This is a genomic window from Jannaschia marina (assembly GCF_013404595.1).
Classification (GTDB): Bacteria; Pseudomonadota; Alphaproteobacteria; order Rhodobacterales; family Rhodobacteraceae; genus Jannaschia; species Jannaschia marina.
In genome coordinates this window covers 35,412-48,321 of sequence record NZ_JABVAX010000001.1, presented here as the reverse complement: position 1 = coordinate 48,321, position 12,910 = coordinate 35,412, and the positions used below count along the sequence as shown (strand labels likewise).

Genomic DNA, 12,910 nt, shown 5'->3' with positions numbered 1-12,910 from the left:
TTTCGCCCGTGATCGCCAGGCTGAAGCGTCACGGCCCCGGGGCTGCGGCCAGTTGCACGACCGGGTCGCCCGGCTGCCAATCGGTCCGCCAGAGCGGGCCCGGTGCCGCCTCCGCGGCTCGGCTGCCATCGCCGCGAAAGCGGGTGATGCGCGCGACGATCGCGTGACCGGTGTCGAGCGCACCGGCCAGCTGCGCGGCGAGCGCGCGCGGGACGTAGCCCAGCCGATCTCCGTCCGGGCCGAGGATCTCGATGGCATTCGCGTCGAACGGGTTGTAGGCCTGCCGGCGGAGCCGAAGCACGTCACCCACGCCGAGATGCGGTAGGGCCGCCGTGAGTCCGTGATGCCGCCCGCCCGCGATGCAGAGATCCGCCACCGGTGCCGCCGGGGCGGCGCGCAGGGCCGTCGGCAGGGCAGCGAGCGCGGCGATAGTCTTGAGCAGGTGTCGACGTGTCAGCGGCATGGGTCCGGCCTTTGGGAGGCCGCCGGCATAGTCGGGTCAGCGCGTCTTCGTCAATCGCGCTCGGCCACGTAGCGCCGGAAAGCGGCCTTGAGCATATCGAGCTCCGCGGCGAGCGTGTCGATCTCCGCGCGCAGATCGTCGGGGGCCCCGAGGCCCGTCACCACCGTCACGCTGTCGAGAAGCTGACCGTCGTCCGTCCGCACCGCAACGGTCTGGGTGCCCTCCGTCAGGGGGGCCACGCCCATCTCGCCGCTCACGCGGAAGCCACCCTCGACCGCCTCCGCCTGAAGCGGCCCGAGCCGTGCGTCCCCGAGGTGGAGGGACAACTCTGGCGGCTCCCCGCCCCCGTTCGTCGCCACGAGGAGGCCCTGATACGTGCCGCCCGTGACGCTGACACGGTGCAGGATCCATGGGGTCGTCTGGGGCATGGGGCCTCCGGAGGTCAGATGTCGGCGCGGGGCCGTCGGGTCAGGGTCAAATCGTCGATGCGCACGCGGTTCATCTCGGGGCGTTCCAGGATCAGGTCGATCCAGGCCGCCTCCAGCTTGGCCGGATTGATCTCGTCGAAACCGAGGTCGAACTCCGCGATTGCCGGCGCGTCGGGCGTATCTCCGGGCTGCAGCTCGCTCACCATCTGGTCGGTGTTCGGGCCCTGCCGGATGTTGAGCCGGACGAAGACCTCACCCGGCCGTTCGAGATGCAGCCGCGCGGCCACGCCGAGGATATGGGAGCGCCGCAGGGCCAGCGCGGCCTCCTCCGGCAGGTCGATGGCGAGCGAAAGGAACGAGCCCTCGAACCCCAGCGCATCGAGCGAGAGCGCGAAGGGTGCATGGGCCGGGGCCTGTGTCATGCGAAGCTGGCGCAGGGTGATTTCCGAGAGGGGGCAATCGTGGAAGAGCCGCACGCCCTGCGTTAGCGTCGTGCCTCCGGTCGCACCGACGATGGCAGCCGGCAGCATCCGCGATGTCCAGGGTGTCGGCCGCCACGCCCAATCGCACATGGAGGGCCGGTCGATGGCACCGCCCCCGTCGGAAGAGAGCAGAACGCGATCCGCCGCCTCCGACAGCCGCCGAGCCGTCTCCGCCATCTGCCGGGCGCGCGGCCCCAGTTGCGCGAGCGTCGCGGGGTCGAGTGTCCCACCGGCCTGGGCCGCGCGCTCCCATTGGCGGGCGGCCAGGCGGGAGCGCAGGCTCTCGATCAGTCCGGGGAGACGCGGGGCCACCGGGGGCGCCCTCAGAGGTCCATGTAGACGTGGCTCTCGGACGTCGCGCCGGGGTGCGTGCAGGCCCCGAGCTGCGCCGAGCCGACGAGCTGCGCGTATTTCCAGAGCGCGCCCGACGCATAGATCGTCGTCTTCGGGCCGGACCACGCGGCCCGCCGCGCGTCCATCTCCTCGTCCGAGAGGTCGACTGAAATGGTGCCCTCGATGGCGTTGAGCGTGATGATATCCCCGTCCTTCAGGAGCGCGATCGGTCCGCCATGCGCCGCCTCGGGCCCGACGTGGCCCACGCAGAACCCGCGCGTCGCGCCCGAGAAGCGCCCGTCGGTGATGAGCGCGACCTTCTTGCCCATGCCCTGCCCCGACAAAGCCGCCGTGGTCGCCAGCATCTCGCGCATGCCGGGGCCGCCGGCGGGGCCCTCATTGCGGATAACGATGACCTCGCCTTCCTCGTACTTGCGGGCCTTCACGGCCTCGAAGGCGTCCTCCTCGCTCTCGAAACAGCGGGCCGGGCCGGTGAAGATCTGGTGCTGCGCCTCCATGCCGGCGACCTTCACGATGGCGCCCTCAGGCGCGAGGTTGCCCATCAGGCCGACGACGCCGCCGGTCTTGGTGATCGGCGTTTCGACCGGATAAATGACCTTGCCGTCGGCCTCGCCCTTCGTCTCGTCCAAGGTCTCGCCGATGGTCTTGCCGGTGGCGGTGATGCAGTCCTCGTGGATGAGCCCCGCCTTGCGCAGCTCCTTCATCACGACGGGCACGCCGCCCGCCTCGTAGAGATCCTTGGCGACATACTGACCGCCGGGCTTGAGGTCGACGAAGTAGGGTGTCTCGCGGAAGATGTCGCAGACGTCCTGGAGGTTGAAGTCGATTCCGGCTTCGTGGGCGATCGCCGGCAGGTGCAGGCCCGCGTTGGTCGAGCCACCGGTGCAGGCGACGACGCGCGCGGCGTTCTCCAGCGACTTGCGGGTCACCACGTCGCGGGCGCGGATGTTCTTCTCGATCAGATGCATGACTGCCTCACCCGACGCGGTGGAGTACTGATCCCGGCTCTCGTAGGGCGCGGGGGCCCCGGAGGAGTTGGGCAGCGCGAGGCCGATCGCCTCCGAGACGCAGGCCATCGTGTTCGCGGTGAACTGCCCGCCGCAGGCCCCGGCGGACGGGCAGGCGACGCGCTCCAGGATGTCGAGCGCCGCGTCCGAGAGGTTGCCGGCCTGGTGGTTGCCCACGGCCTCGAACATGTCCTGCACGGTCAGGTCGCGGTCGCGATACTGCTCGGGCACGTCCGCCCCGGCAGGGGCCTTCCCCGGCAGGATCGAGCCGCCGTAGATGAAGACCGACGGCGTGTTGAGCCGCACCATGGCCATCATCATGCCGGGCAGCGACTTGTCGCAGCCGGCAAGACCCACGAGCGCGTCGTAGCAATGCCCCCGCATCGTCAGCTCGACCGTATCGGCGATGGCCTCGCGCGAGGCGAGGCTCGACCGCATCCCCTCGTGCCCCATGGCGATGCCGTCGGTGACGGTGATCGTCGTGAACTCCCGCGGGGTGCCACCCCCCTGCTTGACGCCGAGCTTCACGGCCTGCGCCTGGCGGTTGAGCGCGATGTTGCAGGGCGCGGCCTCGTTCCAGCAGGTGGCAACGCCGACCCAGGGCTGATGGATCTCCGCCTCGCCGAGGCCCATGGCATAGAAATAGCTGCGGTGCGGCGCGCGCGCCGGCCCTTCGGTCACGTGGCGGCTCGGCAGATGCGTCTTGTCGGTGGGGGCCTTTGCCATGGCGTCGGTTCCTTCCTGTCCCTTTGGGATGGGGATAGACGCCGCGACAACGGGCGACAAGCACGATTGCCCGGGCGTGGCACGCGGTCTAAGAACGGGGAAACAACAATAACAATCACAAGGCATCCCGGGCATGTGGACCGCCGAATTCGATCGCTTCGTCGCGCCCGCGCGTGCGCGACCACAACTGTGGCGCACCCTCCTCGGCTTCGCCACGATCGCCGCGGCCTATGTGGCGGGCTTCTTCGCCATCGTCGTCATCCTGCTCGTCGCTCTCGGTCCGGACGAGGGCGCAAGCTACCTCGGCCTCTTCGCCACCGGCGGCACGCCCACGCTTGTCGTGATGTTCCTGATGATGTTCGCCGCGCCCTTCGCCGCGACGGTCGGGGTAGCGCGGCTCCTGCACGCGCGCCCGGGCCGCGGGCTCTTCGGTCCGAACCTCTGGCGCGACTTTGCGCTCGCCACGGGGATCGCGGGCGCGATCTACCTCGTCGTCGGGCTGCTCCTGCCGATGTCGTTCACCCCCGAACCCAACACGCCGCTCACGCTCTTCCTGACGTTCCTGCCGATCGCGCTCGTCGCGATCCTGATCCAGACGGGCGCGGAAGAGCTCGCGTTTCGCGGCTACCTGCAACAGCAACTCGCCGCCCGCTTCCGGAGCCCCCTGGCCTGGATGGTCTTCCCGGCCATCCTCTTCGGCGTGATCCATCTCGATCCGACTGCTGGCCTCGAGAAGGCCTGGATGGTCCTGCCACCGACGCTCTTCGGCCTGCTCGCGGCAGACCTCACGCGGGTCACGGGCTCAATCGGTCTGGCCTGGGGGCTGCATTTCCTCAACAACTGCTCCGCCTTCCTGATCGTCTCGCTCAAGGGCAACATGTCGGGCCTCGCCCTCTACACGACGCCCTTCACCGCCGAGGCGCTTTCGCTGCGAAGCCCGCTGCTGTGGCAGGAGATGCTGGTGACGGTGATCGTCTGGGCCTGCATCCGCCTCTGGATCGCCCGCCGACGCCGGCCCGCGACCGTCTGAGCCGCGCGTCCGGGCCATTTGCAATCGCCGCGACCCATCGCTATCTCGACCTGACGAGCCGCGGGGACCCCATGAACTGGATTTCGAACTACGTCCGCCCGAAGATCAACTCGCTCTTCTCCCGTCGGGAGGTGCCCGAGAACCTTTGGACCAAATGCGACGAATGCGGCACCATGCTCTTCCACCGCGAGCTGGCCGACAACCTTCAGGTCTGCACCAACTGCGGCCATCACATGAACATCACCCCGCGGGAGCGGTTCAACGCGCTCTTCGACGGCGGGGTTTTCACCGATGTCGCGGTCCCGAAGCCCATCGACGACCCGCTGCGCTTCCGTGACCAGAAGAAGTATCCCGACCGCCTGAAGGCCGCACAGAAGGCCTCGGGCGAGACGGAAGCGATGCTCGTCGTCGAGGGCGAGATCCACCGCACGCCCGTCGTCGCCGCCTGCCAGGACTTCAGCTTCATGGCCGGGTCCATGGGCATGTACGTCGGCAACGCGATCATCGCCGCCGCCGAACGCGCCGTCGCCCTCGGCCGGCCACTGATCCTCTTTTCCGCCGCCGGGGGCGCGCGCATGCAGGAGGGGATCCTGAGCCTGATGCAAATGCCGCGCACGACCGTCGCGGTCGAGATGCTGAAAGAGGCGGGGCTGCCCTACATCGTCGTGCTGACCCACCCGACGACCGGCGGCGTCACCGCCTCCTACGCGATGCTGGGCGACGTCCAGATCGCCGAGCCGAACGCGCTCATCTGCTTCGCCGGTCCCCGTGTCATCGAGCAGACCATCCGCGAGACGCTGCCCGAGGGTTTCCAGCGCGCCGAATACCTGCTCGATCACGGTATGCTCGACCGCGTGACCCCGCGGGGCGAGCAGCGGGACGAACTGGCCACGATCCTGCGGATGCTGACGGGCGAAGGCCCCATCGTCTACGGCGACCTGCCTGCCCCCATCCAGGACGAGGCGCTGGCCGAGGCCGTTCAGGCCGTCGAGGAAACGGTGGAGGCCACACCCGCCCCCGCCGCGGACGGCGACAAGACGACGTGAGCACTGGCTCCGACGTCATCCTCGACAGGTTGATGGCGCTGCATCCCAAGGTGATCGACCTCGTGCTCGACCGGGTCCACGACCTCCTGGCCGCGCTCGATCACCCGGAGCGTCGCATTCCCCCCGTCGTCCACATCGCGGGCACAAACGGCAAGGGCTCCACCCAGGCCATGCTGCGCGCGGGGCTCGAAGGCGCGGGCGACCGCGTCCACGCCTATACCTCCCCGCACCTCGCGCGCTTCCACGAGCGCATCCGCCTCGCGGGCGATCTCATCGACGAGGCCGAGCTTGCGGCACTCCTTGAAGACTGCGAGCGCGCGAACGGTGGCAAATCGATCACCTTCTTCGAGATCACGACCTGCGCCGCTTTCCTCGCCTTCGCGCGCACGCCCGCCGACTGGACCCTGCTGGAAGTCGGCCTCGGCGGACGGCTGGATGCGACCAACGTGATCGACCCGCGGCTCACAGTCATCACACCCATCTCGATGGACCACGAGGCCTTCCTCGGCGACACGCTCGCCGCCATCGCGGGCGAGAAGGCGGGCATCCTGAAACGCGGCGTGCCCTGCGTCGTCGGTCCGCAGGAGGACGCCGCGCGCGAGGTCATCGAGGCCCGCGCCGCACGGCTTGGCGCACCGCTCCTCGTCCACGGCCAGCATTGGCACGTCACCGAGGAGGCCGGACGCCTGATCTTCCAGGACGAGAGCGGCCTGATGGATCTCCCCCTGCCACGGCTCATCGGCGCGCATCAGGTTCAGAACGCCGGCATGGCTATCGCCGCGCTCCGTGTGCTCGACCGCGCCGCGGGGGCCGAGGCTGCGATGATCAATGCGCAGTGGCCCGCCCGGCTGCAACGCCTGCGGCACGGGCCGCTCGTCGATCTGGCCGGCGCGGCGGAGCTCTGGCTCGACGGTGGGCACAACCCCGCCGCTGGGGCTGCGCTGGCCGAGGCGCTTGGCCGCCTGCCCGACCGGCCGCTGCATCTCGTCTGCGGGATGCTGAACACCAAGGACGCCTCGGGCTACATGGCCCCGCTGGCCGAACGGGCCACGCTTCTTCACGCGGTGTCCATCCCGGGCGAAGCCAATACGCTTCCGGCGTCGGATACCTGCGCCGCCGCCGCCCGTGCGGGACTTGATGCAAGCGTCGCCAGAAGCGTCGCGGACGCCATCGCAAGGATCACCGCGCAGGTGCCTGATGCCCGCATCCTGATCTGCGGGTCGCTCTACCTCGCGGGCCACATCCTGCGCGAGAACGGCTGACGGGCGTTGATCCTCCGGGCCATCCGACGCAAAAACGCGTCATGCGCCTGCCCCTTCTCCTCGCCGCCCTCGCCATGCCGTTTCAGGCCACCGCCGCGACCCATGTCTTCTGCTGGATCGGGGCGAACGACTACCGGATCGAGGGCTACATCAGCTATCCCGATACCGCAGAGGGCTGGCTCCTGACCGAGAACACGGTGACGGGTTTCGGCATCACCGGCTGGCGGGGCGAGACCTACCTCGGCGAATGGTCGATGAAGGACCTGACGCCGGATACTTCCTTCACCCTGCGGTTCAATACGCGCACGATGGCCTTTCCGATGGGCGGCTATCCCGAGGACGGCACCTACCAGGAGTGGAACGCCGACGGCACGGCCACCGATTGCGGCAATCCGGGTTTCGGCTTCAACGGCGGCAACCGGGCGCAGGACGTCTGCGTGAACGGGGTCTTCATCGACGAATCCGGCATTGCGCCCGACACACCGCTGGCGATCTCACCCAATCCCGACACGCCCTGCGGACCCTTGCCGATGTCGGCGCTTCCGATCCCCCGATCCCACACATGAGAACGCCCCCCGCCGGTCAGACCGGCCGGGGGGCGTCCGTGCCGCAACGCACCTTGGAAAACGGGGGAGAAAACAACCGGCGTTGCGGAAGGCCGGTTACTCGCCCTCGGCGCTCTCGGCGCGGATGCGGTCGAAGATGTCGCCGCCGACGCTGGGCGCGCCCGAATAGGCCGTCGCGCCGTTCAGGCCCCGGACGCCGTCCTGGCTGTCGGCCTGGCCGTTGAAGAGGTCGAAGGCCGCGCCGGTGCCGCCCGAGCGGGTCGAGACGGTGACGCCATTGCCGCCCGACTTGAGCACGCGGACGCCGTCCTGCGTGTCGAAATCGGCGTTGAAATGGGCGATCGCGGCGGCGGGGCCTTGGGCGACCTGGGCCGCGGCCGGGGCGGCGAGGGCGGCGGTGGCGACGAGGGCGGAAGCGATGAGGGTTTTCATGGTCTTGGTCCTTTTGATGCGGTGGACCCTGTGGTTGCGGCGGGTCCGGTTGGGGGGTGCGGGGCGGTGTGCCCCGCCGATGGAAGAGATTTACGGGTGGGGTTCATCACCTTCAATGAACGGACGCGTGAGGATGGCGCGATATGCGTGCGTCCACGCACAGATCGCCCGCCGTCCCGCACCGCCCTCACGGCCCGCGACCCCGTTCTCCCGCCGGCGTGAGAACTGCGGACGATTTGAAACAAACCGGCCTTCTCCGCTTTCCAAATACTCGGATGAGACGCGGGGGAAGGCGGGTGGTCAGGCCGCGCGATCCCTCGCCCAGTCCGCGGCCTGCATCTCCCGCAGGCGCGAGGCGGTGCGGTCGAACTCGAACCGGCCCTCTCCCGCCTCGTAGAGCGCCTCCGGCTCCGCCGCGGCCGAGACGATGAGCCGGACCTTCGCCTCGTAGAGCGCGTCGATCAGCGTGACGAACCGCTTCGCCTCGTTGTTCTGCGCCCGGCCGAGGCGCGGCACATCGGTCAGCAGGAGCACGCGGACCGATTGCGCCAAGGCAAGGTAGTCGCCCGCGCCCAGCGAGCGGCCGCAGAGTCGGTCGAACGACGCCCGCGCGACCCCCGACTGGAAGTCGTCGAGCCGCAGCTCGCGGCCCTTCACCTTGAGCGTCAGCCCCTCGGACCGGCCATCGGTCAGCCGCCGCCAGATCTCGTCGAGATCGCCCCCGCCCAGGAAATAGACCTGCTCGTCGCCAAGCCTGTCCTGCCGGTAGTCGCGCGCCGCCACCAGTTCGTGCACGATCATCCGCTCCTTCAGGAGGGCGATGAACGGCAGGAAGAGCGCGCGGTTGAGACCGTCCTTGTAGAGGTCGTCGGGAACGCGGTTCGATGTCGTCACCACCCGGACGCCGGCGGCGAAGAGCTTCTCGAAGAGGCGGCCGACGATCATCGCATCGGTGATGTCCGTGATCTGCATCTCGTCGAAACAGAGCACGCGGGTGCCCTCGATGATCGCGTCAGCCACCGGCGTCAGCGCATCCTCGACCCCGCGCTTGCGGGCCGCATGCATCCCGTCGTGCACCTCCTGCATGAAGGCATGGAAGTGGACGCGGCGGGAGGGCACCGGCGCGGCCTCGTGAAAGAGGTCCATCAGCATCGACTTGCCCCGACCGACGCCGCCCCAGAGGTAGCAGCCCATCGGTCCCTCGGGCGCGGGGGCCTTGCGCGAGAACAGGCCCCGCTTCTTCGGCGGCGCGGCGGTCAGGGCCTGGCGCACCTCCTCGAGGGGAGCAAGCGCCGCCTCTTGCGCGGGGTCGGCGGTCAGCGTGCCCTCGGCCACGCGGGCGGCATAGATCTCGTGGAGCTTCATGCGATCCGAGCTAGCCGCCCCGCATCGACAGTTCAACGATCCTGATGCGAGCCCCACGTTTTCTGATTTGACCGGAGCCGGACCTGTCGCGAGACTGCCCGGACGCCGACCGGAGCCGCGCCATGCAGACCGACCGCCTGATAACGCCCGTCCTGATCGCAGGCTGCATCGTCCTGCTGATCGGCTTCGCCATCCGCGCGAGCTTCGGCGTGTTCCAGATCCCGATCGCGGCGGAGTTCGGCTGGCCCAGGGCGGAATTCTCGCTCGCCATCGCCATCCAGAACCTCGCCTGGGGCGTCGGGCAGCCGATCTTCGGGGCCATCGCCGACCGCTTCGGCGACCGCAAGGCCATCGTGCTCGGCGTGATCTGCTATGCCGCGGGCCTCGTGCTCTCGGCCGGGGCGACCTCGCCCGAGGCGCACCAGCTGCTGGAAATCCTCGTGGGCTTCGGCATCGCGGGCATGGGTTTCGGCGTCATCCTGGCGATCGTCGGCCGCGCCGCCTCGGACGAGAACCGCTCCATGGCGCTCGCCATCGCCACCGCCGCGGGCTCCGCCGGCCAGGTGGTCGGGGCACCGGCGGCGGAATACCTCCTCGCCTTCTACTCCTGGCAGGAGGTCTTCGTGATCTTCGCCGCCGTCGTCGGCCTGTCGCTGCTGGCGCTGCCGATGATGCGCGCGCCGACGGCGACCAAGGCCGAACTCGAGGAGAGCCTCGGTTCGATCCTCGGCAAGGCCTTCCGCGACCCCTCCTATGCGCTCATCTTCGTCGGCTTCTTCTCCTGCGGGTATCAGCTGGCGTTCATCACCGCCCATTTCCCCGCCCTCGTGACCGAGATGTGCGGCCCGATCGAGCCGGGCACGACACTCTATTCCATGGGCATCACCACGACCTCGGCACTCGGCGCGGTCTCGATCTCGCTCATCGGGCTCGCCAATATCGCGGGTACGCTCTATGCGGGCTACCTCGGCAAGCGGTATTCGCGAAAGTACCTGCTGGCGGGCATCTACATGGGCCGCACGATCGTCGCCGCGCTCTTCATCGCGCTGCCGATCACGCCCTTCTCGGTTATCCTCTTTTCCGTGGCCATGGGCGCGCTCTGGCTGGCAACCGTGCCGCTGACGAGCGGGCTCGTCGCGCATATCTACGGGCTGCGCTACATGGGCACGCTCTACGGGCTCGTCTTCTTCTCGCACCAGCTGGGCAGTTTCCTCGGCGTCTGGCTGGGCGGCACGCTCTACGACGCGACCGGGAGCTACGTCGCCGTCTGGTGGGTCGGCGTCGGCGTGGGGCTCCTGTCGGCCATCGTCCACCTGCCGGTGAAGGAAGTGCCTTTGCGCCTGCGCACAGCCTGAGCGCTTGCCCTCGGGTCAATTCGCGTCATGCTCTTCTCCATCACAACCGGGAGAATCCTGATGCGCATTGCCCTGCCGCCAACCCTGACGCTTGCCTTTCTGCTGCCCGCAACCGCCCTCGCGCAGGAGGCGGCCGACGCCGTCGCCCCCGAGGCCGGGACCGGGCTCGCCGTCGAGACGAGCGCGCCCGTCACCTCCGAGACCTGGATGGTCGCCGCGGCCAACCCGCTGGCGAGCGAGGCGGGGGCCGCCGTCCTGCGCCGGGGCGGCAGCGCGGCGGATGCCATGGTCGCCGTGCAGGCCGTCCTGGGCCTCGTCGAGCCGCAATCCTCGGGCCTCGGCGGCGGGGCCTTCCTCGTCTACTACGACGCCGAGACGGGCGAGGTCACGACGCTCGACGGCCGCGAGACCGCGCCGATCGCCGCGACCCCCAAGCTCTTCCTCGACGACGCGGGCGAGCCGATGGGCTTCTTCGACGCTGTCGTCGGCGGCCTGTCGGTCGGTACGCCCGGAACGCCGATGCTGATGGAGGAAGCGCACCGCAGATGGGGCACGCTCAACTGGCGCAGCCTCTTCACCGACGCGATCGGCCATGCGGAGGAGGGCTTTCCGGTCTCGCTGCGCCTGTCGATGCTGGTGACCGAGGACCAGGAGCGGCTCTCCTCCTCGGAGGCGACGGCCGCCTATTTCCTGCCGAACGGCCAGCCGCTGCAGAAGGGCGAGACCCTGCGCAATCCGGCCTATGGCGCGACGCTCAGGGCCATCGCGGCCGAGGGGGCGGATGCCTTCTACGAGGGCGAGATCGCCGAGGGTGTGGTGGCCACCGTGCGCGGCGCGGCACAGCCGGGTGTCCTGTCGATGGACGATATGGAGGCCTACACCGTGAAGGAGCGCGCGGCCGTCTGCGCACCCTATCGCGGGGCGGAGGTCTGCGGGATGGGACCACCGTCGTCGGGCGCGCTGACGGTCGGGCAGATCCTCGGGCTCCTCGAAGGCTTCGACCTCGCCGCGATGGGCCCCGACAGCCCGGAAGCCTGGCGGCTGATCGGCGATGCCTCGCGCCTCGCCTTCGCCGACCGCGGCCGCTACATGGCCGACAGCGACTTCGTGCCCGTGCCGACCGCCGGGCTGGTCGACCCCGCCTACCTCGCCGAACGGGCGGAGCTTCTGGCCGGAGACATGGCGCTGACCGAGGTGGAGCCGGGCAATCCGCCCTTCGATCACGCCGCGCTGCACTGGGCCGACGATCAGAGCCTCGAATTGCCCTCGACCTCGCATATCTCGATCGTCGACGCGGCGGGCAACGCGCTCTCGATGACCACGACGATCGAGAACGGCTTCGGCTCCCGCCTCTTCGCGCCGGGCGGTTTCCTCCTCAACAACGAGCTGACCGACTTCAGTTTCCGCACGCACGACGAGGGGGTGCCCATCGCCAACCGCGTGGAGCCGGGCAAGCGGCCCCGGTCGTCGATGTCACCCACCATCGTGATGCAGGACGGGGAGCCGGTGCTCGTCGTCGGCTCGCCCGGGGGCAGCCGGATCATCGGCTATGTCGCGAAGACGATCATCGCGCACATGGACTGGGGGATGGACGTGCAGCAGGCCGTCGCGTTGCCGCATCTGGTCAACCGCTTCGGCACCTATGACCTGGAGGCGGGCACGTCGGCCGAGGCGCTGGCGGAGCCGCTGACCGAACTCGGGTTCGAGGTAAACGTCCGCGACCTGACCTCCGGCCTGCATGTGATCGCGGTAGGCGAGACGCTGGAAGGCGGGGCGGACCCACGGCGCGAGGGTATGGCCATCGGAGAGTAGCGGATGGGCGGGGGCGCCGCCCCCGTGCCCCCGGGATATTTCTGAAACGAAGAAGGGCCCTCGGCGTCAGCCGGGGGCCTCGCAGTTTTCACCGGCGAGGCAGTCTTCCGCCTGCTTGACCATCTCGGGCGTGGCGCGGAGCGAGAACATCGGGCAAGGGCTCTCGACGAGGACGTTTTCCTCGCCGCGGCGCTCGATGAAGGCGAGGACGCGATCGACCGGTACGCCACCGCACCAGGCCCCGGCGCATTCCACCTCCACGGTCACGGGAAAGGCCGCCTCCTGCGTGAAGCCCTCAGGGCCGGCAAGCCGGCCGTCGAAGCGCGCCTTCACCGAATAGCCCTGCCGGTCGTTCGGATCACCGGCGGGTTCGGGCACCCGCTCGCCCGGCAGCAGCTGCACGCGACCGACGGCAAGGACGTATTGCGCCTCTGCCTCGTTCGCGGCCCGGAAGCTCCCGGGGACGGAGGCCGGCAGGCACGACAGCGCCGCCGCCTGCGTGGCAAGGCCGGTGGAGAGAAGGGCGGCGAGAAGGGCGCGTTGCATCGGGATCTCCGCTGTCTGGGTCGTCTCGAAGGTGGG

The 12,910-nt window shown here is 69.4% G+C and carries 13 protein-coding genes; 6 read left to right on the top strand and 7 right to left on the bottom strand.

Features of this window, described 5'->3' with window-relative positions:
* Positions 1–28: 28 nt before the first annotated feature.
* The 4 genes from HSX43_RS00265 to ilvD are packed head-to-tail and all read right to left on the bottom strand — an operon-like array spanning position 29 to position 3,460.
* Positions 29–463 (bottom strand): HIRAN domain-containing protein, encoded by a 435-nt coding sequence (locus HSX43_RS00265; RefSeq protein WP_179378083.1) that lies wholly within the window; start codon positions 461–463, stop codon positions 29–31.
* Between the two features lie 50 nt (positions 464–513).
* Positions 514–891 carry a hypothetical protein gene (locus HSX43_RS00260; protein WP_179378082.1) on the bottom strand — a complete coding sequence of 126 codons (378 nt, stop codon included), beginning with the start codon at positions 889–891 and terminating at the stop codon, positions 514–516.
* 14 nt (positions 892–905) lie between these two features.
* Positions 906–1,685: a DUF6478 family protein gene (locus HSX43_RS00255; protein WP_179378081.1), complete on the bottom strand. Its 780-nt coding sequence runs from the start codon at positions 1,683–1,685 to the stop codon at positions 906–908.
* An 11-nt stretch (positions 1,686–1,696) separates the two neighbouring features.
* Complete coding sequence (gene ilvD, locus HSX43_RS00250; RefSeq protein WP_179378080.1) at positions 1,697–3,460, bottom strand: dihydroxy-acid dehydratase; 1,764 nt, start codon at positions 3,458–3,460, stop codon at positions 1,697–1,699.
* A gap of 133 nt (positions 3,461–3,593) precedes the next feature.
* On the opposite strand from ilvD, the gene HSX43_RS00245 reads away from it, so the two are divergent.
* From HSX43_RS00245 to HSX43_RS00230, 4 genes are all read left to right on the top strand, one after another.
* Positions 3,594–4,490 (top strand): CPBP family intramembrane glutamic endopeptidase, encoded by an 897-nt coding sequence (locus tag HSX43_RS00245; RefSeq protein WP_179378079.1) that lies wholly within the window; start codon positions 3,594–3,596, stop codon positions 4,488–4,490.
* A 71-nt stretch (positions 4,491–4,561) separates the two neighbouring features.
* Positions 4,562–5,536, top strand: coding sequence for an acetyl-CoA carboxylase, carboxyltransferase subunit beta (gene accD / locus HSX43_RS00240; RefSeq protein ID WP_179378078.1), 975 nt, complete (start codon positions 4,562–4,564; stop codon positions 5,534–5,536).
* 32 nt (positions 5,537–5,568) lie between these two features.
* Positions 5,569–6,798, top strand: coding sequence for a bifunctional folylpolyglutamate synthase/dihydrofolate synthase (locus HSX43_RS00235; protein WP_179378723.1), 1,230 nt, complete (start codon positions 5,569–5,571; stop codon positions 6,796–6,798).
* Between the two features lie 41 nt (positions 6,799–6,839).
* Positions 6,840–7,364, top strand: a complete 525-nt coding sequence (locus HSX43_RS00230) for a hypothetical protein (RefSeq protein ID WP_179378077.1) — start codon at positions 6,840–6,842, stop codon at positions 7,362–7,364.
* Between the two features lie 96 nt (positions 7,365–7,460).
* On the opposite strand, the gene HSX43_RS00225 is transcribed toward HSX43_RS00230, so the two are convergent.
* On the bottom strand, positions 7,461–7,796 hold the full coding sequence (locus HSX43_RS00225; protein WP_179378076.1) for a hypothetical protein: 336 nt from the start codon (positions 7,794–7,796) through the stop codon (positions 7,461–7,463).
* Between the two features lie 300 nt (positions 7,797–8,096).
* On the bottom strand, positions 8,097–9,161 hold the full coding sequence (gene zapE / locus HSX43_RS00220) for a cell division protein ZapE (RefSeq protein ID WP_179378075.1): 1,065 nt from the start codon (positions 9,159–9,161) through the stop codon (positions 8,097–8,099).
* Between the two features lie 122 nt (positions 9,162–9,283).
* On the opposite strand from zapE, the gene HSX43_RS00215 reads away from it, so the two are divergent.
* Complete coding sequence (locus HSX43_RS00215) at positions 9,284–10,516, top strand: MFS transporter (protein WP_179378074.1); 1,233 nt, start codon at positions 9,284–9,286, stop codon at positions 10,514–10,516.
* Between the two features lie 60 nt (positions 10,517–10,576).
* Positions 10,577–12,328 (top strand): gamma-glutamyltransferase, encoded by a 1,752-nt coding sequence (ggt, locus tag HSX43_RS00210; RefSeq protein WP_179378073.1) that lies wholly within the window; start codon positions 10,577–10,579, stop codon positions 12,326–12,328.
* Positions 12,329–12,394: 66 nt separating this feature from the next.
* Here the strand turns inward: ggt and HSX43_RS00205 are convergent, their stop codons facing one another.
* Positions 12,395–12,874, bottom strand: coding sequence for a hypothetical protein (locus HSX43_RS00205; RefSeq protein ID WP_179378072.1), 480 nt, complete (start codon positions 12,872–12,874; stop codon positions 12,395–12,397).
* Positions 12,875–12,910: the final 36 nt, after the last annotated feature.

Excerpts from the sequence above, each read along its gene's own strand:
- HSX43_RS00265 (WP_179378083.1), bottom strand. The coding sequence starts at position 463 with ATGCCGCTGACACGTCGACACCTGCTCAAGACTATCGCCGCGCTCGCT.
- HSX43_RS00260 (WP_179378082.1), bottom strand. The coding sequence starts at position 891 with ATGCCCCAGACGACCCCATGGATCCTGCACCGTGTCAGCGTCACGGGC.
- ilvD (WP_179378080.1), bottom strand. The coding sequence starts at position 3,460 with ATGGCAAAGGCCCCCACCGACAAGACGCATCTGCCGAGCCGCCACGTG.
- HSX43_RS00245 (WP_179378079.1), top strand. The coding sequence starts at position 3,594 with ATGTGGACCGCCGAATTCGATCGCTTCGTCGCGCCCGCGCGTGCGCGA.
- accD (WP_179378078.1), top strand. The coding sequence starts at position 4,562 with ATGAACTGGATTTCGAACTACGTCCGCCCGAAGATCAACTCGCTCTTC.
- HSX43_RS00235 (WP_179378723.1), top strand. The coding sequence starts at position 5,569 with ATGGCGCTGCATCCCAAGGTGATCGACCTCGTGCTCGACCGGGTCCAC.
- HSX43_RS00230 (WP_179378077.1), top strand. The coding sequence starts at position 6,840 with ATGCGCCTGCCCCTTCTCCTCGCCGCCCTCGCCATGCCGTTTCAGGCC.
- HSX43_RS00225 (WP_179378076.1), bottom strand. The coding sequence starts at position 7,796 with ATGAAAACCCTCATCGCTTCCGCCCTCGTCGCCACCGCCGCCCTCGCC.
- zapE (WP_179378075.1), bottom strand. The coding sequence starts at position 9,161 with ATGAAGCTCCACGAGATCTATGCCGCCCGCGTGGCCGAGGGCACGCTG.
- HSX43_RS00215 (WP_179378074.1), top strand. The coding sequence starts at position 9,284 with ATGCAGACCGACCGCCTGATAACGCCCGTCCTGATCGCAGGCTGCATC.
- ggt (WP_179378073.1), top strand. The coding sequence starts at position 10,577 with ATGCGCATTGCCCTGCCGCCAACCCTGACGCTTGCCTTTCTGCTGCCC.
- HSX43_RS00205 (WP_179378072.1), bottom strand. The coding sequence starts at position 12,874 with ATGCAACGCGCCCTTCTCGCCGCCCTTCTCTCCACCGGCCTTGCCACG.